24 protein-coding genes are annotated in these 23,988 nt (G+C 70.5%); 17 read left to right on the top strand and 7 right to left on the bottom strand.

Annotated elements, in window-relative coordinates:
• Window positions 1-283: 283 nt before the first annotated feature.
• The 9 genes from BHS09_RS37010 to BHS09_RS36970 all read left to right on the top strand — a co-directional run bounded on the left by BHS09_RS37010 (window position 284) and on the right by BHS09_RS36970 (window position 9,387).
• Window positions 284-1,288 (top strand): SDR family NAD(P)-dependent oxidoreductase, encoded by a 1,005-nt coding sequence (locus BHS09_RS37010; protein WP_140800419.1) that lies wholly within the window; start codon window positions 284-286, stop codon window positions 1,286-1,288.
• Window positions 1,289-1,371: 83 nt separating this feature from the next.
• Window positions 1,372-2,379, top strand: a complete 1,008-nt coding sequence (locus BHS09_RS37005) for a diacylglycerol/lipid kinase family protein (RefSeq protein ID WP_140800418.1) — start codon at window positions 1,372-1,374, stop codon at window positions 2,377-2,379.
• 59 nt (window positions 2,380-2,438) lie between these two features.
• Window positions 2,439-3,140, top strand: a complete 702-nt coding sequence (locus BHS09_RS37000; RefSeq protein ID WP_335929638.1) for an NUDIX hydrolase — start codon at window positions 2,439-2,441, stop codon at window positions 3,138-3,140.
• A gap of 207 nt (window positions 3,141-3,347) precedes the next feature.
• Complete coding sequence (locus BHS09_RS36995) at window positions 3,348-4,151, top strand: protein phosphatase 2C domain-containing protein (RefSeq protein WP_140800417.1); 804 nt, start codon at window positions 3,348-3,350, stop codon at window positions 4,149-4,151.
• Between the two features lie 4 nt (window positions 4,152-4,155).
• On the top strand, window positions 4,156-6,033 hold the full coding sequence (locus BHS09_RS36990; RefSeq protein ID WP_174260621.1) for a hypothetical protein: 1,878 nt from the start codon (window positions 4,156-4,158) through the stop codon (window positions 6,031-6,033).
• A gap of 58 nt (window positions 6,034-6,091) precedes the next feature.
• Entirely contained in the window at window positions 6,092-7,156 is a 1,065-nt protein-coding gene (locus BHS09_RS36985) for a cysteine hydrolase family protein (RefSeq protein ID WP_140796040.1), read from the top strand.
• 107 nt (window positions 7,157-7,263) lie between these two features.
• The gene (locus BHS09_RS36980; protein WP_171410186.1) at window positions 7,264-8,061 is read left to right on the top strand and encodes a hypothetical protein; all 798 of its coding nucleotides are present in this window, start codon (window positions 7,264-7,266) and stop codon (window positions 8,059-8,061) included.
• Window positions 8,062-8,082: 21 nt separating this feature from the next.
• The gene (locus tag BHS09_RS40405; protein WP_140800415.1) at window positions 8,083-8,172 is read left to right on the top strand and encodes a hypothetical protein; all 90 of its coding nucleotides are present in this window, start codon (window positions 8,083-8,085) and stop codon (window positions 8,170-8,172) included.
• Between the two features lie 21 nt (window positions 8,173-8,193).
• A complete protein-coding gene (locus BHS09_RS36970) occupies window positions 8,194-9,387 on the top strand; it encodes a glycosyltransferase (RefSeq protein WP_140800414.1) in 1,194 nt (397 codons plus the stop codon).
• On the opposite strand, the gene BHS09_RS36965 is transcribed toward BHS09_RS36970, so the two are convergent.
• Window positions 9,318-10,559, bottom strand: a complete 1,242-nt coding sequence (locus tag BHS09_RS36965; RefSeq protein ID WP_140800413.1) for a glycosyltransferase family 4 protein — start codon at window positions 10,557-10,559, stop codon at window positions 9,318-9,320. The genes BHS09_RS36970 and BHS09_RS36965 overlap by 70 nt on opposite strands.
• 113 nt (window positions 10,560-10,672) lie before the next feature.
• Between BHS09_RS36965 and BHS09_RS36960 the strand changes: the two genes are divergently transcribed.
• Genes BHS09_RS36960 through BHS09_RS36945 form a run of 4 tightly spaced genes read left to right on the top strand, consistent with a single transcriptional unit; the run spans window position 10,673 to window position 13,696 of the window.
• On the top strand, window positions 10,673-11,587 hold the full coding sequence (locus BHS09_RS36960; protein ID WP_237077832.1) for a hypothetical protein: 915 nt from the start codon (window positions 10,673-10,675) through the stop codon (window positions 11,585-11,587).
• Window positions 11,584-12,282 (top strand): hypothetical protein, encoded by a 699-nt coding sequence (locus BHS09_RS36955; protein WP_140800412.1) that lies wholly within the window; start codon window positions 11,584-11,586, stop codon window positions 12,280-12,282. Before BHS09_RS36960 ends, BHS09_RS36955 begins: the two co-directional genes overlap by 4 nt.
• A complete protein-coding gene (locus tag BHS09_RS36950) occupies window positions 12,279-12,638 on the top strand; it encodes a hypothetical protein (RefSeq protein ID WP_140796034.1) in 360 nt (119 codons plus the stop codon). The genes BHS09_RS36955 and BHS09_RS36950 overlap by 4 nt, the downstream gene beginning before the upstream one ends.
• On the top strand, window positions 12,638-13,696 hold the full coding sequence (locus BHS09_RS36945; RefSeq protein WP_140796033.1) for a hypothetical protein: 1,059 nt from the start codon (window positions 12,638-12,640) through the stop codon (window positions 13,694-13,696). The genes BHS09_RS36950 and BHS09_RS36945 overlap by 1 nt, the downstream gene beginning before the upstream one ends.
• On the opposite strand, the gene BHS09_RS36940 is transcribed toward BHS09_RS36945, so the two are convergent.
• On the bottom strand, window positions 13,686-14,069 hold the full coding sequence (locus tag BHS09_RS36940) for a serine/threonine protein kinase (RefSeq protein WP_163783216.1): 384 nt from the start codon (window positions 14,067-14,069) through the stop codon (window positions 13,686-13,688). The genes BHS09_RS36945 and BHS09_RS36940 overlap by 11 nt on opposite strands.
• 274 nt (window positions 14,070-14,343) lie before the next feature.
• Between BHS09_RS36940 and BHS09_RS36935 the strand changes: the two genes are divergently transcribed.
• Entirely contained in the window at window positions 14,344-15,804 is a 1,461-nt protein-coding gene (locus tag BHS09_RS36935; RefSeq protein ID WP_140800411.1) for a HAMP domain-containing sensor histidine kinase, read from the top strand.
• 121 nt (window positions 15,805-15,925) lie between these two features.
• Window positions 15,926-16,531: a hypothetical protein gene (locus BHS09_RS36930; RefSeq protein ID WP_140796030.1), complete on the top strand. Its 606-nt coding sequence runs from the start codon at window positions 15,926-15,928 to the stop codon at window positions 16,529-16,531.
• Between the two features lie 13 nt (window positions 16,532-16,544).
• Here BHS09_RS36930 and BHS09_RS36925 read toward each other — a convergent pair whose 3' ends face one another.
• The 5 genes from BHS09_RS36925 to BHS09_RS36905 all read right to left on the bottom strand — a co-directional run bounded on the left by BHS09_RS36925 (window position 16,545) and on the right by BHS09_RS36905 (window position 19,960).
• The gene (locus tag BHS09_RS36925) at window positions 16,545-16,910 is read right to left on the bottom strand and encodes a response regulator (RefSeq protein WP_140800410.1); all 366 of its coding nucleotides are present in this window, start codon (window positions 16,908-16,910) and stop codon (window positions 16,545-16,547) included.
• Complete coding sequence (locus BHS09_RS36920) at window positions 16,907-17,587, bottom strand: PEGA domain-containing protein (protein WP_140796028.1); 681 nt, start codon at window positions 17,585-17,587, stop codon at window positions 16,907-16,909. The genes BHS09_RS36925 and BHS09_RS36920 overlap by 4 nt, the downstream gene beginning before the upstream one ends.
• 26 nt (window positions 17,588-17,613) lie before the next feature.
• A complete protein-coding gene (locus BHS09_RS36915) occupies window positions 17,614-19,137 on the bottom strand; it encodes a GspE/PulE family protein (protein WP_237077830.1) in 1,524 nt (507 codons plus the stop codon).
• A gap of 134 nt (window positions 19,138-19,271) precedes the next feature.
• On the bottom strand, window positions 19,272-19,568 hold the full coding sequence (locus tag BHS09_RS36910) for a hypothetical protein (RefSeq protein ID WP_140796026.1): 297 nt from the start codon (window positions 19,566-19,568) through the stop codon (window positions 19,272-19,274).
• 101 nt (window positions 19,569-19,669) lie between these two features.
• Window positions 19,670-19,960, bottom strand: a complete 291-nt coding sequence (locus tag BHS09_RS36905) for a helix-turn-helix domain-containing protein (protein WP_328285490.1) — start codon at window positions 19,958-19,960, stop codon at window positions 19,670-19,672.
• A 298-nt stretch (window positions 19,961-20,258) separates the two neighbouring features.
• Between BHS09_RS36905 and BHS09_RS36900 the strand changes: the two genes are divergently transcribed.
• Window positions 20,259-21,740 (top strand): GDSL-type esterase/lipase family protein, encoded by a 1,482-nt coding sequence (locus BHS09_RS36900; protein WP_140796024.1) that lies wholly within the window; start codon window positions 20,259-20,261, stop codon window positions 21,738-21,740.
• Window positions 21,737-23,962 (top strand): serine hydrolase domain-containing protein, encoded by a 2,226-nt coding sequence (locus BHS09_RS36895; RefSeq protein ID WP_140800409.1) that lies wholly within the window; start codon window positions 21,737-21,739, stop codon window positions 23,960-23,962. Before BHS09_RS36900 ends, BHS09_RS36895 begins: the two co-directional genes overlap by 4 nt.
• Window positions 23,963-23,988 lie beyond the last annotated feature (26 nt).

Here is a 23,988-nt window from a genome sequence, read left to right as displayed (position 1 = left end):
AACCCGCCCGTGCTCCGCGAAAAGCCGAGCCATCTCCACCCCTTACCCGCGTGGAACCCCGCCTCCACGTCCCGTGTGGACGCACCGCTTCGCGCCCAGCCCCCGTCCCAGCAGTGGACCCCCATCCCCGGCGGCGGTCTGCGACGTGGACCCTCGCGCCGCTCTGCCGCCTGCCCTCCAGCCAGGTGTTCGATGACCCGGTGCGTCGCTGTGTGCAATCGCCATCTTCGCGAGGGGACTCAGGCCATGCGCTGGGGCTCGGCCCGGTAAGGAGAACGCGGACATGAAGCGAGCCTGGAAGAACCAAGTCGTCGTCGTCACCGGCGCGTCCAGTGGCATCGGTCGCGCCACCGCGCTGGCCCTGGCGAACAAGGGGGCCCACGTCGTCCTGGCCGCCCGGCGCGAGGAACCGCTGGAGGACCTGGCTCGCGAGTGTCAGGCGCTCGGCGTCCATGCCCACGTCGTGCCCACGGACGTGTCCGACGCGGCCGCCGTGCAGCACCTGGCGGACGAGGCGCGCAGGGTCTTCGGCCACTTCGATGCGTGGATCAACAACGCGGGCGTCTACCTCATGGGCCGTCTCGAAGAGACGCCGGATGACGCCTTCCGACAGGTGATGGAGACGAACTTCTTCGGCACCGTCAGCGGCGCCCGCGCCGCCGTGGCCCAGTTCCGTCGGCAGGGCTACGGCACACTGGTCAACGTCTCCTCGACCTTCGGGACGGTCGCCGCGCCGTATGTCAGCGCCTACGTGGCCTCGAAGCACGCCGTGCGCGGCTTCTCGGCGTCTGTCCGCCAGGAGTTTCTCGGCACCGGCATCGATGTGTGTACCGTGCTCCCCGCGGCCATCGACACGCCGCTGTGGCAACACACCGCCAACTACACCGGCTGGCGCATCCGTCCCGTGGAGCCCGTCTACACGCCGGAGCGCGTCGCGCGGGCCATCCTTCGTGTCCTCCGCAGCCCCAAGCACGAGGTCTTCGTCGGCCCCGCCGCTCGGAGCTTCGCCGCCATGCACGGCCTGCTGCCCCGCACCTTCGAGCGCACCATGAACGGCGTCACCGAGGCCCATCACTTCGAGAAGGAGCGCCAGGGCCACACCTCTGGGACGCTCTTCCGTCCGATGGTGGAGGGAACGGGGACCTCGGGGGGCCACCACGCGGCGGGCAAGCAATGGCTGCGCCGACTGCTGGTCGCCGGGGGCGTGGCCGCGGCGGCGTTCTCTCTCGGAAAGAAGCGGGAGGCACGGGGGCTGAAGGCCCGTTTCGCCCATGCACTGGGAGTATGAGGGTCATTATTGCGTCACGACGCGTCACCGGTTGCTGCGCCGTGACCGGGCCATGACAAAGCGTGGAGAGAGTCCCGCTCGCCATGAATGACATCGCCGTCCTCGTCAACCTGCGTGCACGCCGGGGCTCCGAAGGTATGGGGGGGCTGGTCCAGCGCTTCCTGCCCCGGGCTCGCGTGGCGCTCACCCGTTCGCTCGAGGAGGCCCGTGCCTGGATTTCGGACACGCTCCGGCCCAATCCGCCCTCCCTCCTCCTGGCGGGCGGTGGTGACGGGACGATTACCGGGCTGCTCAACGAGCTGCGCACCGCGGGGGTGGCCCTGCCGGCCATTGGCGTCCTCCCCATGGGTACCGGCAACGCCTGGGCCCGCGTCACCGGCGCGCCCCGGCCCGCGGAGGCCTTGAAGCAGATTGCCGCCGTGGGCGAGCGCCTGCCGCCCCTGCGCCCCTTCGCCCTGGTCCGCGTGGAGGGCAAGGTGGCCCCCTTCGCCGGCACCGGCTGGGACGCGGAGATGATTCAGGATTTCAAGAACCAGCTCGCCGCCTCCGGTCCGCTGCGCAGCACCCAGGCCGGCCTGCGCGGCTACCTGGGCGCCATGTTCACCCGGACGGTGCCTCGCCACGTCTTCGGCGAGGGCAACCCCATGGTGTCTGTCTACAACCTGGGCGACCCCGCCCTCACGGTGGACGCGCGGGGCTCCGTGCAGCCCGTGCCGCATGGGGACAAGGGCGCGCTCCTGTACCGGGGGCCCGCGGGCGTCGCCGGCGCGGCCACCACGCCCGAGTGGGGCTTCGGCTTCAAGGCCTTCCCCTTCGCGGAGGCGGTGCCCCACCGGCTGTCCGTGCGCGTCTATGGTGCCGGCGTGATCGAGGCCACCCGGAACATGTTCCGCCTCTGGCGCGGCGAGCACCCGATGCCCCACATGCATGACTGGTTCGTCCAGCGCCTGCGCATGGACTTCGACCGGGAAGTGCCCTTCCAGATGGGCGGCGACGTCATCGGCATGCGGCGCTCGCTGGAGTTCGACCTGGCCGAGGAGAGCGTTCAGCTCGTCGACTGGCGCCAGCTGTCGCGCATGGTCCGGACCTAGGCCGCGTGGGCCCGGCGGCCACTCCGTCCACGACTTGACCCGGGTGTGTTCCGGACACTATGCCGGGACTCGTGAGCTACACCTATGAGTACCCGAGGCCGGCGCTGACGGTGGACTGTGTCGTCTTCGGTCTGGATGACGAGGACCTGAAGGTGCTGCTCATCCGCCGCGGGGTGGAACCCTTCGCGGGGCGGTGGGCGTTGCCGGGCGGCTTCGTGCGGATGGAGGAGTCGCTCGACGACGCCGCGCGCCGGGAGCTGGATGAGGAGGCGGGCATCCGGCCGAACCACCTGGAGCAGCTCTACACGTTCGGCACGCCGGGGAGAGATCCACGCGGGCGCGTCGTCACGGTGGCGTACTTCGCGCTGGTGAAGCTCAGTGACCACGTGCCGCATGCGGCGACGGACGCGCGGGACGCGGCGTGGTTCTCCGTCTGGGATACGCCGAAGCTGGCCTTCGACCACGCGGACGTGCTCGGCACGGCGCTGCAGCGGCTCAAGGGCAAGGTCCGCTATCAGCCCATCGGCTTCGAGCTGCTGCCTCCCAAGTTCACGCTGACGCAGCTCCAGCGGCTGTACGAGGTCATCCTGGAGCGGGAGCTCGACAAGCGGAACTTCCGCAAGAAGATCCTCGCCATGGATCTGCTCGAGGAACTGGACGAGGTGGAGCAGGACGTCTCCCACCGGGCCGCGCGCCTCTACCGGTTCGACCACAAGAAGTACAAGCAGCTGGAGAAGGCGGGCTTCAACTTCGAGCTCTGACCCATTGCGGGCTCCAGGGACGCCCCGGGACCTCGTGACATTGACATCGTGTCATTTGGACACTATGTTGGTGTCACTGAGACACGAACATGGGCTCAACCCAGGTTCGTGAGGGGCCGCTGCCCGTGGGGTGTCCACGGGTCGAAGTGTGCCGCCGTATCGCCGCCTGTCTCGCCGCACGTGCCCTTTCAAGGCCACGGGAGAGCCATGTCCGCACTGCCCTTCGACATCGCCGCTGCCTCGGTGCTGGGCCGGGAGCACGCCCGAGCGGGTCGCAACAACCAGGATGCGCTGTGCATCCGCGCCAGTGAGCATGGCCTGGTGGCCGTGGTGACGGACGGCTGTGGCAGCCAGCCCTGCAGTGAGCTGGGCGCACAGCTGGGCGCGCGCAGATTGGCGCGGGCCGCGCTGGTGCGGCTCGCGGACGGTGAGCGCGTGGATGAGCCCACCTTCCTGCCAGGACTTCGTGAGGACGTGTTGTGTCTGCTCAGTGAGCTCCGGGCGGACCTGGGGCGGGAGGTGATGGGGGACTTCCTCTTCACCGTGGTGGGCGCGGTGGTGACGCCCTCGCTGACGCTCGTCTTCTCCGCGGGAGACGGCGTGTGGGCGCTCAATGGCGAGGTGCATCCACTCGGGCCATTTCCGGGGAACGCGCCGCCGTATCTCGCCTATGCGTTGATGCACGGAGAGGACGTCGCGCTGACCCCGCGGGCCCTGGTGCCCACGGAGGACGTCCACGCGCTGCTGCTGGGCACCGACGGTGTAGCGGACCTGGAGCGGCTGGCCACCACACGCATGCCAGCGCGGGACGAACTCGTCGGGCCGCTGTCGCGGCTCTGGACGGAGGACCGGTACTTCGCCAACCCGGATGCCCTGCGCCGCCGGTTGGCCTTGCTCAACCGAGAAGCCGTGCGCGCGGACTTCGCCTCCCAGCAACTGTCGCGAACTCCGGGCCTGCTGCCGGATGACACCACGCTGGTGGTGCTGCGCCGCCGCATGGGGAGGGCGTGAGGCCATGGACGTCTGGCTCGAAGGCAAGAAGGTGCGGCTGAACCCCGCCCGAGCGCTGGGCAAGGGCGGCGAGGCGGACGTATTCGACCTGGGAGATGGCCGCGCCCTCAAGGTGTTCAAGCCACCCGAGCACCCCGACTACACGGGCCTGCCCGCGGAGCAGGCCGCGGCGCGCGTCCGGTTGGACGAGCACCAGCGCAAGCTGCGCGTCTTCCCGGCAGGACTTCCCGGCCGCGTGGTGGTGCCCCAGGCCTTGGCGACGGACAAGAAGGCGCGCGAGGTCCTGGGCTACGCCATGCGCAAGCTGGACGGCGTGGAGCCCTTGCGGCGCTTCGGAGAGCCGTCGTTCCGCAGGGCAGGCGCGGCGTCGGGGCGGGTGGTGGACATGCTGCGCGAGCTGCATCGGACGCTCGACGCGGTGCACGCGTCGGGCGTGGTGGTGGGGGACTTCAACGACCTCAACGTGCTCGTGGCGGGGGTGTCGGAGGCGTACCTCATCGACGCGGACAGCTTCCAGTTCGGAGGGTTCCTCTGTCCGGTGTTCACGGAGCGTTTCCTCGACCCGCTGCGGCTCGGGAGCACGGGAACGCAAGGGCTGGTTCCCAGCCGGCCAGCGTCCATTGAGAGTGATTGGTATGCCTATGCCGTCGCGGTGATGCAGTCGCTGCTGTGCGTGGGGCCGCACGGAGGCGTCTACAAGCCCAAGAGCGCGGCCGCGCGGACGACCTCCGCGGGCCGGGTGCTCCAGCGCATCACCGTGTTCCATCCAGAAGTGCAGTATCCGAAGCCCGCGCTGCCATTGGCGACCTTGCCGGACGACGTGCTGCACCACCTGCACCGCGTCTTCGTGGAGGACCTTCGCGGGGCCTTTCCGCATCCGCTGCTGGAAGGACTGCGCTTCACCTCCTGCGCGTCGTGCGGCGTGGAGCATGCGCGAGCGGCCTGCCCGACGTGCCAGCCTCACGCCACCGCGGCCGCCACGCCGGTGTCGTCGGTCCGAGGCCAGGTGACGGCGACGCGGTTGTTCTCCACGCGAGGCGTGCTGGTGCACGCGAGCAACGAGGCGGGCGTCCTTCGCTGGCTCTACCACGCGGATGGCGCGTACCGGCGCGAGGACGGACGCGTCGTGTTGCGCGGGGCGCTGGACCCGTCGCTGCGCTGGGCATTGCAAGGGGACGTGACGCTGGTGGGCCGGGGCGGTGAGGTGGCGGTGCTGGCGCCCGGCCGGCCTCCGGACCGCATGGGCGTGGATGCGCCGGAGGGCCAGTCCGCTTTCGCCACCAACGCGCGGCACCGGTACTGGGCCGTGGGCGGCGGGCTGTGGCGGGACGGTGCGTATGGGCCGGAGCACGTGGGCGCGGTGCTCGAAGGACAGACGCGGCTCTTCGTGGGGCCACGCTTCGGGTTGGGCTTCCATCGCGCGGGTGGCCTGCGCGGCGCCTTCGTCTTCGATGCGGAACGCCTGGGCTTGAAGGATGGACTGTCGCTCCCCTGGCCCATGGGAAAGCTCGTGGACGTGGACTGTGTCTTCGATGGGTCCTCCGCGTGGCTGTTCCTGGTGGAGGAAGCCGGTGGGCGCACGCTGCATCACTGCGTGGTGGTGGGCGCTGACGGGGCCGTGCGTGCGAGCGCGGTGGCGGAGGCCGGTGACGGCTCGTGGCTGGGCAACGCGCCGCGTGGACGGTGCGCGGCGGGCGACGCGCTGTTCTGCGCCACCGATGCGGGGCTCACCCGTGTGGAGCTTCGGCAGGGCCGCCTGGAGGCGGCGCGCGAGTTCCCGGATGCCGAGCCCTTCGTGGACGCGGGTTGCTCGCTCTTCCTCGTGCGGCAGGGGCTGGCGGTGGTGGGGCGGCAGGACATCACCGTGCTGCGAATGAACTGAAGGGACTTCTCACAACCGCGTGGAGCGGGTGCCTCCACGCCTCACAGGAGGTAGGACGATGAAGACGCAAGTGAAGGCGCTTCCGCTTCCGAGGTTCTACGACGCGGCCCATGCCGGGCAGTTCGGATACAGCCCTGACGCGGGGAAGCTCCAGGTGGAGGCCCAGCGCTGGCGCGCGGCGAATGACGTCTCCATGTCGGCGACGGACGCGTTCAACCTGCACCTGTTGCTCATCGACGTGCAGAAGGACTTCTGCTTCCCGGAGGGCTCGCTCTTCGTGGCGGGCCGCAGCGGGCGCGGCGCGGTGGATGACAGCCGTCGCATCGCGGAGTTCATCTACCGCAACCTGGGCTCGCTGACGAACGTGACGGCGACGCTCGATACCCACTTCGCGTACCAGATTTTCTTCCCGTCCTTCTGGGTGGACCAGGACGACCAGCCGCTGACGCCTTACCGCGAGGTGACGCGCGAGCAGATTGAGCGTGGGCAGGCGCGGCCCAACCCCGCGATGGCGAAGTGGCTGTGCGGTGGCAACTACCCCTGGCTGCTCAAGCAGGTGAAGTACTACTGCGAGGAGTTGGAGCGGGCGGGCAAGTACACGCTGTACCTGTGGCCGCCGCACTGCCTGCTGGGAAGCGACGGACACGCGCTGGCGGGTGTGGTGCAGGAGGCGCGGCTGTTCCACTCCTTCGCGCGTGGCATGCAGTCGTGGGCGGAGGTGAAGGGCGGCAATCCGCTGACGGAGAATTACTCGGTGCTGCGCCCGGAGGTGCTGGGGCGGCATGACGGTCAGCCCTTGGCGCAGCGCAATACCCAGTTCCTCAAGACGCTGCTCACCGCGGACGCGGTGGTGATCGCAGGGCAGGCGGCGAGCCACTGCGTGAAGAGCTCCATCGACGACCTGCTCGGGGAGATTGTCGCGCAGGACGCGGCGCTGGCTCGCAAGGTGTACCTGCTGACGGACTGCATGTCGTCGGTGACGGTGCCGGACGGCAAGGGCGGCTTCGCGGCGGACTTCACCCCACAGGCGGAGGCGTCGCTGAAGCGCTTCGCGGACGCGGGGATGCACTTGGTGAAGTCCACGGACCCGCTGGCGAGCTGGCCGGACCTGCGCATCGCCTGAGCCTCGCGGCGCGAGGCGTGACGACACACCGCAATCGCTTCGCCTGCGCTCGCACGCGCGGGACAGGCGGAGCCCTGCCCTCGAGAGAGGGAGAAGGAGCACGGGACATGAGCAGCAAGGCGAATGGCAGTGGCATCCGGAAGCTCTTCGATGACGCACACGCGGAGGGTGTGCTGAGCCCGGCGGGGCTGCAGGCACTGACGGTGGTGGACCTGGGCGCGCAGATTCAGGCGGGGCTCGGCGTCTGCGTGGAGGACGTGCAGTCCAGCGAGGTGGTGCTGGTGACGGTGATGCCGGATGACTCGGGGAGCATCGACTACTCCGGGCATTCGAAGACGGTGTGTGACGGGCACAACCTGGTGCTGGACGCGCTGCTGGCGAGCAAGCAGAAGGACGGCGTCCTCTTCCACACGCGCTACCTCAACGGGTTCGTGCTGAACCCGTACCGGCCGGTGGAGGACGTGGTGCGGATGCATGCCAGGAACTACCGGGCGGACCATGGCACGCCGCTGTACGACCAGTCGGTGGTGCTGCTGGGCACGGTGCTGGCGAAGGCGCAGGAGTTCAGCGCCAACGGCGTGCCGGTGCGGACAGTGACGCTGTTGATTACGGATGGCTCGGACCAGCACTCGACGTCGGCGAAGGCAAAGGACGTGGCGGCGCTGGTGAATGACCTGAAGCGCGCGGAGAATCACATCGTCGCGGCGATGGGCATCAACGACGGGAGCACGGACTTCCGGCGCGTGTTCCGCGAGATGGGCATCGACGACAAGTGGATTCTCACGCCGGGACAAAGCGCACAGGAGATTCGCGCGGCGTTCCAGGTGTTCAGCCAGTCCGCCGCGCGGGTGAGTCAGGGTGCCGCGAGCTTCAGCCGTACGGCGCTAGGGGGCTTCGGGCAGTGAGGGGACACCCCCAGGGGGGCGGTGGCCGTGCTCCTGGGCGCCTCACGCAAGACAGCCGCGCGCCTGTTGGGCCGGCTCCAGGCCCAGGTTGCGGGTGGCGATGGCGCGTGATGGAGGTAGCGTTGCTCGGCCATGTCCGCCAGCCCGCGCGTCCTCCTCATCGCTGAACGCTTTCCTCCCGACATCGGCGGCCTGGCCCGCAGTGGCGCGCGCACCGCGGGCTCGCTGGTGAAGCTGGGCGCCCGGGTGGACGTGCTGGCCTGGACGCGCACGGCGGCGCCAGGCGCGCTCCAGACGGTGGAGGACGCCGGGGACGTCTCACCCTTCGCGCGGGGTGTGACGCTCCACCGGCTGGGGCTGTTCGGCAGCACGGACCTGTCCATGCAGCACACGCTCGACGTGCTCGGCTACCTGCACGCGAAGCAACGCTATGACCTGGTGTGGGGTCACTACCTGTCTCCGCCCGGGTTCCTCGCCGTCGCCTTCGCCGAGTCCGTGGGCATTGCCTCCACCGTCAGCGCCCGGGGCAACGACGTGGACCAGCTCATGTTCCCCCCGGGCGACTTCGCGCGTCTGCTGTGGACGCTGCAGCGTGCCCGCGTCCTCACCGCGGCCTCCGCGGACCTGGGCCGGAAGATGTGCATGCTCCTGGGACGGGACGAAACCGTGGAGGTCATCCCCAACGCCGTCGACACCGGCATCTTCTCCCCCGGTCCCGCGGACCCGGCGCTCCGAGAGCGGTTGGGCATCGCGCCCGACGAAGCCGTGCTCGGCTTCTCCGGTGAGCTCCGGCACAAGAAGGGCCTGCCCTTCCTGCTCTCCGCCCTCACCGAGGTGCGCCGCGTCCGGCCCGCGTGCCTGCTCGTCATCGGCGAGGTGCGGCCGCGCGACGCCGAGCACCTGGTCGCCTTCCGCGCCGAGCATCCCGAGGACGCCGCGCGCATCCTCATCTCCGGACCGCTGGACACACCGCAGGCCATCGCCGCGCACCTGCGCCTGTGTGACGTCTACCTCCAGCCGTCGCTATGGGAGGGCATGCCCAACGCCTTGCTGGAGGCCATGGCCTGCGCCCGGCCCGTCATCGCCAGCGACGCTGGCGGCATCCCCGAGGCCGTGGACGCCGGACGCAACGGCTTCCTCGTCTCCAAGGCCCTGCTCAATCACCTGGGGCAGGCGTGCCTGGACGTGCTCTCCCTGCCGCTCGAACAGCGCGCCGCGATGGGCGCCGCCGCCCGTCAGCGCATCGAGGAGCGCTTTCAGGCGCACGCGGAGGCAGAGGTGCTCCGTCGCGTGCTGGCCCGCGCCATCCCGAGCCGCTCTTCGTAGGCGCTCACCAGGGCTTCGCCCGCGCGGCTCCATGGGAAGTCGCGCTCCACTCGCGCCCGTGCCTTCGCGCTCATCGCGCGGCCCAGGGTGGGGTCCTCCCGCAGGACCCTCACCGCTTCAGCAATCGCCTTCGCCGAGCCCGGCCGTATCAGCATCACCTCGTCCGGCGCGGCCAGGGTGCTCACCACGGGGAGGTTGCTGGCCACCACGGGCGTCCCGGTGGCCATGGCCTCCAGCAGCTTCAGTGGGCAGCAGCCCTGCACACAGTTGCGGTCGTTGAAGGGCAGGGGCACCAGCACCACGTCGCAGGCATGGTGCAGCGCCGCCAGCTCCGCCTGGGGCAGGGGCTCCAGCAACTCCACGGCGCCCTCCAGCAGCAGGTCACCGCACCGGTCCATCAGCGCCCGTCGCGTGTGCCGGCGCAGCGGGCCCACCAGCGTCAGCACCGTGGGCATGTCCCGCCGCAGCAACCGGCAGGCCTCGATGGCATGGTGCACACCCTGCCAGGACGTCATCGTCCCGCTGTACAGCAGTCGCACGGGGCGCCCGGGCTCCATCGGGCGCGGCGGCGCGTACCGGAACACCTCCAGGTCGGCGCCGTTCGGAATCACCCGCACCCGGGAGGCATCCACGCCTCGTGTCGTCACGAGGTACTCCGCCGTCACCTCGCTCGGGGTCACCACCAGGTCCGCGCGCGAGAGACAGACGTCCTCCTGCGCCACCAGCTTGCGCAAGAGCTCCGCGTCATCCGCCACGTCCGGGTAGTGATACTTCAGCTCGATGGAGGGCAGGCCGTTCACCTCGAAGACGAGCGCGTCCGTCAGCGCTTCCTTCCGGCAGGCGACGGGGTAGCCTTCGAAGATGGAGCGCACGTGCACGACGGAGGCTCGCGGCCTGTCGCGCCACCATGCCGCCAGGTGCGAGCGGAACGACAGGGCCTGGGCCATCAGGTCCTTCCCGCGTGATTCCAGCGGGTGGTACGTCACGCCCTCCGCCAGCGCGAGCGGCCCGGTGGGCGCGGCGGAGTTGTCCCGGAGCGCGACCAGGTCGACTCGGCCAAAGGCCGCGCCCAGTGACTCCACGAAGGCCCGGATGTGCACCGCGGCGCCCTTGGGCGAAGGGAAGCGGTCGAACGACGCGTAGACGATGCCGGTGCCGGGAGGGGGAGACACACTCGCGTTGCTATCGCGGCTCGGCCGGGCCGGCAAACAGGAGGGTTTGACCCCTACGGCACGGCCCCTTACGCTTCCCCTTCTTTCGTTCCGCCGAGGGGGCGCGACTCGCCGTGGCATTCAACATCGACCGCTTCCGCAAGGAACGCGTCTACAGGTGCAGCGGACCCATCCGGGAGCTGCGGGACGACCTCGAGCGGCTGCGCCTCCTGGACATGGATGTGGAGCAGTCGCGGCGGAACTGGCGGCAGTCGGCCTGGGTGTGTCTGGCCGCCACCGTCGTCGTCTTCATCTACCGGATGACGCTGCATGAGGGGCTCGAGGACGCACTCGCGCTGCGGCTCACCCTGTGGTTGGGCCTCGTGCTGCTCGCGGGGACCGTGGGGTGCTTCGTCGTGTACCTTCGCTTCCGGCGCCTGGACCTGGAGAACCGGCGGTACACGCTGGCCGCTCAGGTCATCCATCGGCTGCGTCGTGACATCGGCCCTGACGCGCCGGTGAGGCTGGAGCTCGACTTCACGCCCGTGGACAGCCCGGAGAAGCTGCTCGGCAAGCACACCACGCCCAGCGGCTGGAACGCGGAGAACTTCGGTGACCCGTGGTTCACCCTCCGGACGCGGCTGCTGGACGGCACGCACCTGCGCATCGCCATGGTGCAGCGGCTCATGAAGCGGTCGCGTACCCGGCGCAGCATCAGCGGCAAGTACAAGACGAAGCACCGGCAGGACAGCTGGGCGCTGCTCCAGGTCCAATTGCGCGTGAAGGCGGAGCGTCATCAGGGACTGGCGCTGCTCGAGCCGGAGGCCCGTCAGGCGATGCGCCTGCCGGAGGACGTCGCCGTGGACAAGCTTCAGTTGGGCGAGGACCGGATGTTCCTGCGCACCCTCGTGGAGAAGGACTGGGATGCCGGGCCCAACGTCCAGGGGAACGCGGTGGATGCGCCGAAGACGGTGGTGATGATGCTGCTGAGCCTCTACCAGGTCCTCAACTCCTCCAGACAACTGCGTCAGCAGGCGAAGGCTTCGTGATGATGGGCATGGGCCGGTTCCTTCTCTGTTGTTCCCTGGTCGCGCTCACGGGCGCCGCCGGGTGCTCCAAGTCCGGTGACGCCGAGGCGCCGCAAGCCGTCCGCGCTCAGGAGGCCGTTGGCGCCCCCGTCGCCGCCGCGGACGTGAAGGGCCTCGAGGGCAAGCTCAAGTTCAAGGACGACGCCGACCGCGAGCGCTTCTCCCTCAAGCCGAAGGATGACGGCGCCAAGCTGGTGGATGGCGAGGAGCGCGAGCTGGCGCGTTACAAGTGGAAGGGCGCGTCGCTGAAGGTCTCTGGCCCGGATGACGTGGCGCTGGGATATGTCGTCGGCTCCGCGGGCGGGGCGCTCACCGTGCGGGACGGTGAGCAGCGGCAGGTGCTGTTCACGCTCGCGCGGCAGGGGCCGGGCTGGCGCCTCAACGACATGAAGGGCACGCTCCTATACTCCGTGTGGCCGGAGGACGACGGTGCTCGCATCCAGGACGGCGCTGGCGCGGACGTGGCCCGCGTGAAGGTGCGCGAGGGCAAGGTGTCCCTGCGTGATGCGCAGGGGCGCACGTTGCTCGCCACCAAGTCGCTGCTGGCGGCGGAGGCCGCCGCGTGTCTCGCTTTCGAGGCGCTGGAGCTGCCGCTGCGCATGGCGCTGCTCTTCCACCTCCAGGCGCCGCCGTCCCAGGAGCTGGCCCAGCCATGAGTGGATTGGTCTGCCAGGAGAACGTGGGATTCCTCTTCTCCCATGGCTGCGGGAACCCCGCTGCCATGACGTGCATGCGGTGCGCGATGCCGCTGTGTGAGCAGCACGTGACGTCCATGGGCGCGGAGATGCTCTGCGCGACGTGCGCGCGGCAACACGAGGACTACACGGGGGACCGGAACGGCGTGGACGAGGACCACCCGAGCTACTACTACGACAACTACGGGTACTACGGCGCCGCCGCCTCGTCGGGGAGCGGCAGGGCCCACGACACCAACGATTTCACCGAGGCTGACGGCGAGAGCCTCCGCCACGAGGACGACGCCTCCTTCGAGGAGGACATGGGCGGGAGCTGATGGCTGGCCGTTGGCTCGTCTATGCGCTGGGAGGCGGCATGGGGCACCTGACCCGTGCCTCCGCGCTGGCGCGTGCGGCCTCTCGCCGCGGGCACTCCGTCGTCCTGCTCACCAACAGCCCGTTCGCGAGCGGGCTCCCGCTGGAGGACGTGCTGGGCACCGGTGTCGAGGTGTTCCGGCTCAACCCCGCACTGGGGCGCGAGGCCGTGGGCGAAGTGGTGGAGCAGTGCCTGGCGGACGTGCGCCCTGACCTGTTCGTCGTGGACACCTTTCCCCGGGGGCTCGGTGGCGAGCTGGCGCCGCTGCTGCCCTCCGTGCGCGCGCGCAAGGTGCTGATTCACCGCGACGTGAATCCCACGTACGTGAAGCAGTACGGCCTGGCGCGGGCGGTGGACGCGTTCGACCTGCTGCTCGTCCCGGGCGAGGCCGCGCCCTTCGCGAATCATCCTCGCGCCGTGAGGACCGCGCCCTGGCTGCTCCTGCGAGCCAGCGAGCTGCTGCCCCGTGACAAGGCCCGCGCGCGGCTGGGCGTGCCCGCGGAGGACACGCGCGCCCTGGTGGCGGTGATGGGCTGTGGCACCCCCGAGGAAGTAGGGGAGGCGGGGCATATCTCCGCCCGGCTGGACGCGATGCTGGGGCCAGAGGCCGTGGTCCGGTGGCTGGTGCCGCCCGGAGATGTGATGGATGCGCCCGCGCCGCGCGCGAAGCAGGGCAGACTGGCCGGGGCTTCCCTGGAGGAGGGCCTGGTCCTGCGCATGCCCACGTGGCCCGCGCTGGCGGTGCTCCCCGGCGTGGACGTGCTCGTCGGTGCGGGCGGGTACAACACCGTGCAGGAGGCCCGCGTCACCGGAACACCCTTCGTGGCGCTCGCGCGGCCCCGGCTCTACGACAGGCAGGCCCTGCGGCTGCGCCCCGATGAGCGGGCGGGCTCCGTGGAGGCGCTGGTGACGCGTGCTGCCGGGCTCGCTCGTGCCCGACCGGCTCGGAGCACGAGGCCCTACGTCAATGGGACGGACGACGCGGTGACGCTCATCGAGCGCACCGTCCTCAATGCTTGAGGTCCTTGTGTCCCGGCGCCGGGTCGATGCCGTGCGCCATGATGAAGTGGTAGAGCGCCTGCGGGTCTTCCTTCGGCCCGCCCATGAGCTCCACCAGGAAGTGGCCCTGGGCGCCCGTGTCCGGGTCGGGGGCGACGTTCACCTCCGTCACCTCGCGGCCGGGGATGACCAGCTCGCCCACCAGCACCTTTCCCTTGAGGACCTGGACGATGTGCTGGCGCTCCTCTTCCAGGAGGGCCCAGTGGAAGTCGTCGTGGTCATACAGCATGGCGTCCACGGAGCCGCACCGCAGGATGCAGTGCGTGTGCTCCTGGAGCCAGCGCCAGAAGCCATCGAATTTCAAGGTGCGTACCGGCTGGGAGATGATGTCCATGGAGACCTCTCGCTCGTCGGCCAGGGCGCTTGCCGGCCACGTATCGCCCCTCCCTAGCACGGCTGGCGCCATCCGGTGATGTCCCCTTTCAGGGAACGGGTCAGGCGTGCCCTCTTGCTGTCCGGTCCGCGAATCCCGTGGGCATTGGCTGTGTTGCTCCTCTCAGGAATGGGGGTGGCCCTCGTGTCTGGGAACCCCGTGAGGAGCGTGCGTGAAGGTCTCTTCGGGTCTACCCCGTGTTCCAGATGGCCCTCGTTCCGCCCGGGGCGGGTCCATGAGCCTGCGCTCCTGGCTCGCCGCCACCATGGGGGTGCTGACGTTGGTGACGTTGGCGGCCGCCACCCTGCTCATCGTCCTGACGAGCGTGCTCGACCGTTCGGCCGCGACCTTGGGTGTCGCCGTCGGGGGCATCCGGGTGTCCGAGGAGCTGGAGGTGGGCCTGCTGGCGCACGACCGGATGGTCCGGGAAGGTCCCGTCAGGGTGCCCCGTGGCCCGGGCGGGCTGTCTCGGTTCGAGCTGGAGGCCTCGCTGTACCGGCAGATTGGGGAGCTGCGGCGCATCGCCTCGACGGATGCGGAGCGCGAGCGGCTCGACGAGGTCCGCGAGGACGTGGACGTCTACTTCTCCGCCCAGCGTGACCTGGTGCGCGCGGAGCGGGAGGCGGGCCCGGCGCTGGACGCCGCGTTGAATGGCCTGGAGCAGGTCATCTCCATCAACGTGGAGCGCGCGCACGAGGCCCGTTCGGAAGCGGAGCGGTGGAACAACATGGCGGACTCCGTGGGCGTGGTGCTCTGCGGCTTGCTGCTGTTGGGGGTGCTCGTCGTGAGCGTGCTGCTGCGGCGCGTGGCGCTCCAGCCGCTGCGGGACATCAGCCAGTCCATGCGCCGCTTCGGCGCGGGCAGCAAGTGCACCCGGGCCCCGGAGGCCGGGCCCACCGAGCTACGGGACATGGCCCGCACGTTCAACGAGATGGCCAACAGCCTGGCCCACCAGCAGGAGCAGCAGCTCGCGTTCCTCGCGGGCGTGGCGCACGAACTGCGCAATCCGCTGTCCGCCCTCAAGTTGTCCACAGGCCTGTCGGACCGCAGCCGCGCCCAGCTCACGCCCGAGCGCATGGACCGCACCCTGTCCCTGGTAGGGCGGCAGGTGGAGCGGCTGGACCGGATGGTGGGCGACCTGCTCGACGCCACCCGCATCGAAGCCGGCAGGTTGGAGCTGCGCCCGGAGGTGCGGGACGCGCGTGAGCTGGCCCGCGAGGTGGTGGAGCTCTACCGCTCCGGCGACACCGGCCATGGCCTCCGTCTCAGCTTGCCGGACGTGTCCGTGCCGGTTCGCGCGGACCCGGCCCGGCTGGAGCAGGTGCTCCACAACCTCGTCAGCAACGCGCTGAAGTACTCGCCAGCGGGCAGCACCGTGGAGGTGTCCGTGCGCCGCGAACAGGACACGGCTGTCCTGTGCGTGACGGACCAGGGCATCGGCATCTCCGAAGACGAGATGCGCCTGCTCTTCGCGCCCTTCCAGCGCGCCGGCAACGCCCGTCAGCGCGCCCCGGGAGTGGGCCTGGGCCTGTCGGTGGCCCGGCGCATCGTCGAGGGGCATGGGGGCAGCATCGACGTGACGAGCCAGCCCGGCCATGGCTCCGTCTTCTGCGTGCGGCTGGCCATCGCCACCGAGGCCGCGCGGCATACCGAAGAGGACGCGGGGCTGACGGCCCCTCAAGACCCCCTGCACTGAGGGGCTGCCCCCAGGTTGGCGCGAAGCGTCGCATGGCACGCGTCCGCGCGTAGACGGCGGATGCGTTCACGCAAGGCCCGACGTACCTTCGGGGTCCAACCTTCAGGAGTCGCCTGCCCTTATGAAGACCCCGCGCCGCGCCGCGCCGCTCGCCGCCCTCCTGGCCCTGGGAGGGCTGGGGGCGTGTGCCTCCCGCCAGCAGGCGCCGACCGCCGCCGCGAAGCCCGAAGCCCCGCGGGCCGCCGAGCCTGTCGTCCAGTCCACGGAAGGGGGCTTCTCCGTCGCGATTCCCGGGCCGGTGAGCGAGGAGCGCCGTTCGCAGGAGACGGATGTCGGCGCGGTGACACTCCACACCTTCATCGCCGTGCGGCCGGAGGTGGATACCGCCTACTACGTCTCCTACACGGACTTCCCCGCGGCCGCGGTGTCCCAGGCGGACCCGCGTGACGTGGTGGCCCGGGCCAGCCACGGGGCGCTGGAGGCACTGGGCGCCACCGGGCTGTCCGCGCGTCCGCTGGTGCTGAGTGGTTTCCCGGGCTGGGAGGTGGAGGGCGTGTCCGGCCCGCGCCACCTGCGCGGACGCTTCTTCCTGGTGGGGCCCCGGCTCTACCAGCAGTTGCTGCTGCACCCGGAGGGCAAGCCGCCCCAGGACGCGGACCGCTTCTTCGAGTCCTTCCAGTTGGACCCGCAGGTGGCCGCGATGTTGACGGGAGAGCGGCGCTCCTGAGCGGGGCGCTGTGTCAGTGGCGGTGTTCGCCCACCGTGCTCAGCAGCACGTCCATGTCGAAGGGCTTCTTGAGGACGGCCCGCACGCCGGGCACCTGGCCGCGCCCGCTCGCCGTGACGAGGATGATGGGCAGCTCGGTCAAACGCTGCTCCTGCTGGATGCGGCCGACGAACTCCTCGCCGTCCATGACGGGCATCATCAAGTCCAACAGGATGAGGCAGGGCCGCAGCGCGTTCGGTCCGGTCAGCAGCGCCAGGGCCTCCTGGCCGTTGGCTGCCTGGGTCACGGCGTAGCCTTCAAAGGACAGGATGTCCTGCACGGCCTCGCGGATGTCGGCGTCGTCATCCACGACCAGGACGATGTTGGTCGCGATGCTCACGGCTTCGCGCTGCTCTTCCCCTTGCGCAGCTTTCCGAAGAGCTGGGTCATGGTGTCTTGCCGGCATGAGAGGGTGTGTTCCAGGGGGCTGTAGCCCCGGCGCGTGAGCTTCACCGTAACCGGCGCGTCTGTCACGCAGTCCAGTGAGACGGACAGCGGTGTGGTGCCTTCGGCCCGGCCATTCACGGACACGGACGCCCCGGAAGGTTCGGAATCGACCATGAGCAGGCTGGCGCCTTCCATGAACGCGCGCTGCTCACGGACCTCGCCCGGTTGGACGTCCGACGGCGGGTCGAAGTTCGGGGCCAGCGTCGTCTCGGGGCGGGTGGTGACCCGCTCCTCCTTCGTGAGGGGCGGCTGACCGGCGTCCCTCAGCGCGGGGAGCACGAGGATGCTGGCGGCGAGCAGGCCCGCGGCCGCGCCGCAGAGCCGGAGGACGGCGGCCAGCGGACTGGGCGGAGGCGGCGGTGGTGGGGCGGGCACGTGCCGTCTGCGGGGCGTCTCCGCCACGTCGAGTCGGGGCTGGGCCCGGGGCGCCTCGTGGGGGTCGGCATCCCGAGGCGTCTGCGCCTGGAGGTGGGCCAGCTCCTCCGTGCGTCCCATCAGGGACTGGGACCAGGCATCGGGCTCCGAGGACGCATCTGGGAGCGTGCCGCGGGGATGGGGAGGGGTGTTCACGTGGGTCGCTTCCTTGGGAAGAGCGCTCAGCCGCCAACGACGCGGAACACTTCACGCAGGGACGTGTCGCCCGCCCGCGCGCGTTCGACGCCCGCGGCCAGCAGGGGCACCATGCCCTCCTGGACGGCAATCTCCTGGATGCGGGTGCTGGGCACCTTGGCGTTGACGGCGTCGCGGATGGCCTGGGAGATGACGAGCATCTCGTAGAGCGCGGTGCGCCCCAGGTAGCCGCTGCCCTCGCAGCGCTCGCACCCCACGGGGCCGAAGAAGTTCCCGCGCGCAATCCCGGCCGCGTCCAGCCGCACCGCCTCCTCGGGCGTCAGCGGCTGCGGCGCGCGGCAGTGCGGACAGAGGCTGCGCACCAGGCGCTGGGAGAGGGTGGCGGCCGTCGCGGAGGCGAGGAGGAAGGGCTCCACGCCCATGTCGATGAGGCGGTTGAACGCGCCCGCGGCGGAGTTGGCGTGGATGGTGCTAAGCAGCAGGTGGCCGCTGAGCCCCGCCTGGATGGCGGTGCGCGCCGTCTCCGAGTCGCGAATCTCGCCCACCATGATGACGTTGGGGTCCTGCCGCAGCACCGCGCGCAGGCCGTGCGCGAAGTTGAAGCCCTGCGCGGCGTTGACCTGCGTCTGCGCGAAGAGCGGGACGTCGAACTCGATGGGGTCCTCGATGGTGGCGATGCGCGTGAGCTCGCCGCGCGACTGCTGGATGTGGCCCAGCGAGGCATACAGCGACGTCGTCTTGCCGCTGCCAGTGGCGCCCGCCACCAGGATGAGGCCCTGCGGCAGCGCGAGCAGCTCCTGGTACTTCGTGAGCAGCGCTTCGGGGAAGCCGAGCGCCGGAAGCTGGGGCAGCCGCACGCCGGTGCGGGCGATGCGCAGCGCCACCGCGGGGCCGTGGTTGGTGGGCAGGATGGAGACGCGGATGTCCGCGGGCCCGTCCTGCGTGGTCCAGGGGAAGTGCCCGTCCTGGGGCTTGTCCAGGTCGTACAGCGGTAGCTTCGCGAGCACCTTTACGCGGTTGATGAGGCGCGAGTGGTGCTCGCGTGGGAAGGAGAGGACCTCCTCCAACACGCCGTGCATGCGGAAGGCGATGCGCGTCCCCGCCTCCAGGGGGTGGATGTGGATGTCGCTGGCGCCCAGGCGGATGGCGCCATCCATCAACAGGTTCTTGAATCCGATGATGTCCGGGTCTGGCTTCGCGGCGATGCGGCGCAGCCGCTGCCCCAGGTCCACGAGCAGCGTCCTGACGGCGGTGGCCGTGTCGGGGGTGAGGACCTCCAGCGGGGAGAGGCTGGGGCCCGCCGGCGGTGGCTTCGACGGCGCCGGGCGGTGCCGCGCGCGGCGGGCCACCACGCCGGAGGCGTAGCTCAGCCCGAAGGCCAGGGCCACGCTCCCGGCGAGCAGCGGCGACATCGCGGCTTGAAGGTAGCGCCCGCCTTCCTGGAGCAGCGTGGCGGCCTCCAGTGAGGAGTGCCGGTAGGCCCACACGCCCGCACCGCCGAGCACCGCGATGATGGCGAGGGTCCACAGCAGGCTCGCGACTCGATTCATCAGCGGAGTCATCAGGCGCCGCACGCTACCACTGGGGTTGGCGCACCCTCAAAACGACCTGTGAGGATGATGTCGGACCGCGGAGGTCAGGACGGGTGGGAGCGTCCTGACCCCCTGGAAACCCCGTGAAGGGCTCAGCTCTCGGCTTCTTCCGAGGCCTTGTCCGTCTGCTGCTGGCCGCACGCGGGAGCGGCCTTGTCGGACGCCTTCTTGTCGCTCGCGGAGGCCTGCGGGTCGTTCTTCGCGCAGTCACCGATGCACGTAGCGCCCGCGAGCCCACACCGGGAGGGCCGGCCGTTATCCGTGCAGACCCTGTTGCAGGGCACGTTGCAGCCGCAGGCCTCGTAGCATTCCTGCGCCTGCGCGCCAGGGGCAAAGGTGAGCGAGAACAGGAAGGCGGTGCCCGCGAGGAACTTCGTCAGCGTGTTCATGATTGCTCCTGTGGAAGACAGCCACGTCGCGGCTCTCCATGAGCCGCGAATCCAGGTGTACCGACACAGGGTGATGGGAGCGTGACAGGCCCGCGCGGGCCTCAGCGGTCCTCGAACATGGCCTGGATGACGCGCCAGGCGAGCTCGACCTCGCGGCCCGAGCGCAGGGAGAGGAAGTCGCAAATCTCCGCCACGGCGTTGGAGCGTTCGCGCTCGAAGCCCTGGAAGAGCGTCTTCAGCGAGACGTCGAGTCCCTTCGAGAGCTTTCCGAGGGTGTCCAGGGAGGGAGAAAAGGAACCGCGCTCAATCCGGCGGATGGCATCCACGGACAGGTCGCTGCGTTCCGCGAGGGCTTCCTGCGTGAGCTCCCGGGTCGTCCGAAGCTTGCGCACGTGGTCGCCGAACCGTCGGTGCAAGCGCGTCCAGTTGGCGACCCTGTTGTTCCGTTTCTCCATAAGAGGGAGCGGATAATTTGGGGTATCTCGGTCGCAAGTGAAGGGAGGATGTTCGGGGCTTGACCTTGCATTTGCGCCGGGCTGTTTCTCCAACAACTTCCGTTGACTCACGGGCATCCACTCCACCGCGGCCAGGAACGCGGAGTGTGTGTGGTGGGGCCGCTCCTCCAGCAAGCGGGGAGACGCCGGCCGGGAACATGCGCGCCCAGGGGCTTTCGTCTACGCTGCCGCCTACATGACGCATTCGGAAGTCGGGCGGGGCGGCCGGCGGACCTGGTTTCCGGTCCTGCTCGGCGGCTTGTTGACCGCCTGTGACATCGGGTCCCCGCTTCGCGCCGCCACACCCCCTGCTCCCGAGCGAACGGCACCCGTAGCGCCGCCCGCGCCCACATCCGCGCCTGTGTTCCGACGGGAGATGCCCGTCCGCCCCGCGAGGACCGCGGAGGTGCAGGCCCTGGCGGAGAAGCTGGAAGCGCCCGGTGCGAACGTGGAAGACCCCTGCGTGGCGCCCGTGGACAACGGCTGCGCGCGCACGGCGCTGGCGCCCTTCTTCGCGTCGCTGGATGCGCTGGCCACGGGCACCGAGCCGGGCCCCGTGGTCATCGAGGCCTTCGGCAATTCGTTGATTGCCGGGGACCGCATCGTGGACGTCCTGCGGGATGACCTGTCCACCGCGTTCGGGAGCGCGGGCCGTGGCGTGTTGCTGGTGGACCGCATGGCCCCCTACGGCGGGCGAGGCCGCACCAGCGCCAGCAGCAGTGGTTGGGAGCCGCGCACGCTGGGCGAGCTGCGCGCGCCGCCGCATGCCTTCGGCATCACGGGCGTGTACCACGTGGCCACCCGCGCCAGGGCGCGCAGCCGGTTCACGTTGGACGGTGAGCCCCGCGGCACGCTGTGGTGGCTGGACGTGCCGGACGCGGGCGCGCTCACCATCTCCAGTGGTGGCACGGTGCTGGCGAAGACCGAGCCCACGGGAAGCGGCGTATCGCGCGCCACCCACTTCGAGCTGCCCGAGGACGCGCAGACGCTGGAGGTGGTGGCCGAGGGACAGGGCGCGGTGGTGCAGGGCGTGGTGTTGCAACACGCGCGGCCCGGCATCGTCCTGGACACCTTGGGCGTGCCTTCCTCGGATGCCAGTCTCTATGGGCGCATCGACGGCGCCACGCTGAAGTCCCAACTCGCGGAGCGCGCGCCCCGGCTACTCGTCTTCTTCCTGGGCGGCAATGAATCCAAGCGCATCGAATGGAAGCGCCTGGACATGGAGAAGCTGCGCGCGGACCTGCGGGCGCTGCTGCTCCGCGCGCGTGAGGCCGCGCCCGGGAGCGCGTGCCTGCTGGTGGGGCCCATGGACGCGGTGAAGGGGCCAGACGCGAAGGCCCAGGCGCTGACGCAACGTCCCTCGCTGGAGGCGGTCAACGCCGCCGAGCGGGAGATCGCGCTCGCCGAAGGGTGTGCCTTCTTCGACTTCTACGCCGCCATGGGTGGAAAGGGGGCGCTCGCGCGCTTCCACGCGTCCGGCTTCATGCATGACGACCTGGTGCACCCGCGCGGCGCGGGGCTGGACGTGCTGGGCCACCTGGTCACAGACGCGCTGCTGCGCGCCTATGTGGAGACGCCGCCGCCCGCGCGGGGCGTCGCGGCGGTGATGCCCACGCCCTCGGGGACGGGAGCCGCGCCTTCCGGGGTGTCCGAGCCCAGCGCGGAGGCCACGCCATGAGACTTGCGTTCGTACGGTATGGGGCCGCGGTGCTCCTGGGGCTCGCGGGGCCCGTGTCGCTGGCGGCGCCTCGGGCCGCACTGGGGATGACGTGCGAGCCCGCCAGCCTCGACGACGAGGTCACACCGCGAGCCTTTCCCACGGAGGTGCGCGCGGCGCTGGACACGGTTGTCCGCGCCGAGCTGTCACAGGGGCCTGTCGCAGGCCTGTCCGTGGGCGTGACACGCGGCGCGGAGCGCTGGGTGTGTGCCTATGGCCTTCGCGACGTGGGCCGCAAGCTGCCCGCGACGCCGCGCACCACGTACCGCATGGCGTCCGTCACCAAGTCCTTCACGGCGGTGGCGGTGCTCCAGTTGGTGGAGCAGGGGAAGCTGAGCCTGGACGCGGACATCTCCACCCTGGTGCCGAGCTATCCGGCCAAGCAGTGGCCCGTCACCGTGCGGGACCTGCTGGGCCACGTGAGCGGCGTGCCCACCTATGACGGGGTGGCGTCCACCCGCAACGCGAAGGCGGTGAGCACGGAGGCGGCCATCGCCGCCTTCGCGGGCAAGCCGCTCGCCTTCGAGCCGCGCACCCGCTACCTGTACACGACGTGGGGCTACAACCTGCTGGGCGCGGCGGTGGAGACGGCTTCGGGTCAGTCCTACCGCGACTACCTGCGCGAGCACATCTTCAAGCCCGCGGGCATGCCGAACGCGGACCTGGACATCACCGCCACGCGCGATGAGCACCAGGCCAAGGGCTACCGCATCCAGGGTGCGGCGCTGAAGCCGTCGCGCTTCCTCGACGTGTCCAGCCGCTTCGCCGGTGGTGGCACCCGCGCCACCGTGGGGGACATGCTGGGCTTCGGCCGCGCCGTGCTGTCGCACACCCTGGTGTCGCGCGAGACGATGGGCCGCATGCAGACGTCCATGGCCACCATCGACGGGCGCCTCACCGACTACGGCATGGGCTTCGCGACGTATCCGCTGCGCGGCCACTACGTGGTGGCGCACGCGGGCGGACAGCCCGAGACGACCACGCTGCTGATGCTGCTCCCCGCCGAGGACACGGTGATTGCCCTGGCCTCCAACGTGGAGGGCGAGGCGCGGCGCATGCGCCGGCTGTCCATCCGTTTGATGGAGCAGGTGCTGGAAGAGGGCAACACCCGCCGCGAAGCCTATGTCGCGGACCCGGTGGACGCGGTGGTGCACGAAGGGCTCAGCCGCGTCGCCAGCTATGGGCTATCCTATCACCAGTGGGCCACGCGAGGCCCGGGCGTGCTGCCGGAGGAGACGGACCTGCCCGGCGCCTTCGCCCAGGTGTCGGCGATGCTGAGCCGGAAGGAGATTGGCCGGGACGCACGGGCGGCGCTGGAGCGCGTCCGAAGCGGGCATGACCCACGTCTGCGCGCCCTCTTCATCCGAGTGGGCGCGCACATGGCCCGCACGTTGGAGAAGGTCCACGGCGCGGAACGGATGAAGGCCTACACCGTCGAAGGACCGTTGGCGTTCTTCGAGGATTACCTGTCCGCTTGTGACGCGAAGCAGGTGCCCGAAGCGGCGCGCATCGGCGAGCCGCTGCGCGCGGACGTGCTCCGACTGGCCGCGAGCTGGAAGCGCGCGCAGTTGCCGGCGCTCCAACGTCTGCGCCTGGACGAGGAGAAGAACCCGGAGGCGCACTGGGCCGCGCTGCGCAAGTCCGTCACCGCGTCGCCGGGGTTCCATCCGGATTACTCGGACGAGCTGCTGCGCATCGCGGAGGGCTTCGCCTGGCGCAAGCAGCCCGCGTCGCGGCGGCGTTGGTTGGAGCGGGCGGTGGAGTTGCAGCCCCGGGGCCTGGATGCGCGCTGGGCCCTGTCCGAGGCGTTGCTCGCGGCGAACCCGGAGGAGGACGTGCTGCCGCATCTGCGCGAGGCCGTGGCCTCGCCGCAGGGCGCACTGGCGCTCGCGCCCCGGAACTTCCTGAAGCGCCTCTTCACCGCGGAGTCCACCGCGGTGGCGGCGGGCCTGCTGCGCGCGGGCGTGGCGCTGCACCCGGAGGCGCCGGAGCTCTGGGAGGCGTTGGCGAAGCGGGAGCAGTCCCTGGGCCGGAAGGCGGCGGCCACCGCGGCCCTGCGTGAGGCGAAGCGGGCGCGCGAGGCGCCCAGGCCGGAAGCCGCGCCGGCGCCCTCCGTCCCCGAGGTGCCGGGCGCCAGCGGCCCCGTGCCGGATGACCACGGGCTGGTTCCCGCGGGGAAGTGAGCGTCACCGCCGGAGCCCGTGACTCC

Origin of the sequence: Myxococcus xanthus (assembly GCF_006402735.1) — a bacterium.
Classification (GTDB): domain Bacteria; phylum Myxococcota; class Myxococcia; order Myxococcales; family Myxococcaceae; genus Myxococcus; species Myxococcus xanthus_A.
Note: the sequence above shows the minus strand (reverse complement) of the source record. Positions and strands in the feature narration are given on the sequence as shown.

What these genes read in the sequence shown, in the direction of transcription:
- BHS09_RS37010 (WP_140800419.1), top strand. Translation starts at nt 284, where the DNA reads ATGAAGCGAGCCTGGAAGAACCAAGTCGTCGTCGTCACCGGCGCGTCC.
- BHS09_RS37005 (WP_140800418.1), top strand. Translation starts at nt 1,372, where the DNA reads ATGAATGACATCGCCGTCCTCGTCAACCTGCGTGCACGCCGGGGCTCC.
- BHS09_RS37000 (WP_335929638.1), top strand. Translation starts at nt 2,439, where the DNA reads ATGCCGGGACTCGTGAGCTACACCTATGAGTACCCGAGGCCGGCGCTG.
- BHS09_RS36995 (WP_140800417.1), top strand. Translation starts at nt 3,348, where the DNA reads ATGTCCGCACTGCCCTTCGACATCGCCGCTGCCTCGGTGCTGGGCCGG.
- BHS09_RS36990 (WP_174260621.1), top strand. Translation starts at nt 4,156, where the DNA reads ATGGACGTCTGGCTCGAAGGCAAGAAGGTGCGGCTGAACCCCGCCCGA.
- BHS09_RS36985 (WP_140796040.1), top strand. Translation starts at nt 6,092, where the DNA reads ATGAAGACGCAAGTGAAGGCGCTTCCGCTTCCGAGGTTCTACGACGCG.
- BHS09_RS36980 (WP_171410186.1), top strand. Translation starts at nt 7,264, where the DNA reads ATGAGCAGCAAGGCGAATGGCAGTGGCATCCGGAAGCTCTTCGATGAC.
- BHS09_RS36970 (WP_140800414.1), top strand. Translation starts at nt 8,194, where the DNA reads ATGTCCGCCAGCCCGCGCGTCCTCCTCATCGCTGAACGCTTTCCTCCC.
- BHS09_RS36950 (WP_140796034.1), top strand. Translation starts at nt 12,279, where the DNA reads ATGAGTGGATTGGTCTGCCAGGAGAACGTGGGATTCCTCTTCTCCCAT.
- BHS09_RS36945 (WP_140796033.1), top strand. Translation starts at nt 12,638, where the DNA reads ATGGCTGGCCGTTGGCTCGTCTATGCGCTGGGAGGCGGCATGGGGCAC.
- BHS09_RS36940 (WP_163783216.1), bottom strand. Translation starts at nt 14,069, where the DNA reads ATGGACATCATCTCCCAGCCGGTACGCACCTTGAAATTCGATGGCTTC.
- BHS09_RS36935 (WP_140800411.1), top strand. Translation starts at nt 14,344, where the DNA reads ATGAGCCTGCGCTCCTGGCTCGCCGCCACCATGGGGGTGCTGACGTTG.
- BHS09_RS36930 (WP_140796030.1), top strand. Translation starts at nt 15,926, where the DNA reads ATGAAGACCCCGCGCCGCGCCGCGCCGCTCGCCGCCCTCCTGGCCCTG.
- BHS09_RS36915 (WP_237077830.1), bottom strand. Translation starts at nt 19,137, where the DNA reads ATGAATCGAGTCGCGAGCCTGCTGTGGACCCTCGCCATCATCGCGGTG.
- BHS09_RS36910 (WP_140796026.1), bottom strand. Translation starts at nt 19,568, where the DNA reads ATGAACACGCTGACGAAGTTCCTCGCGGGCACCGCCTTCCTGTTCTCG.
- BHS09_RS36900 (WP_140796024.1), top strand. Translation starts at nt 20,259, where the DNA reads ATGACGCATTCGGAAGTCGGGCGGGGCGGCCGGCGGACCTGGTTTCCG.
- BHS09_RS36895 (WP_140800409.1), top strand. Translation starts at nt 21,737, where the DNA reads ATGAGACTTGCGTTCGTACGGTATGGGGCCGCGGTGCTCCTGGGGCTC.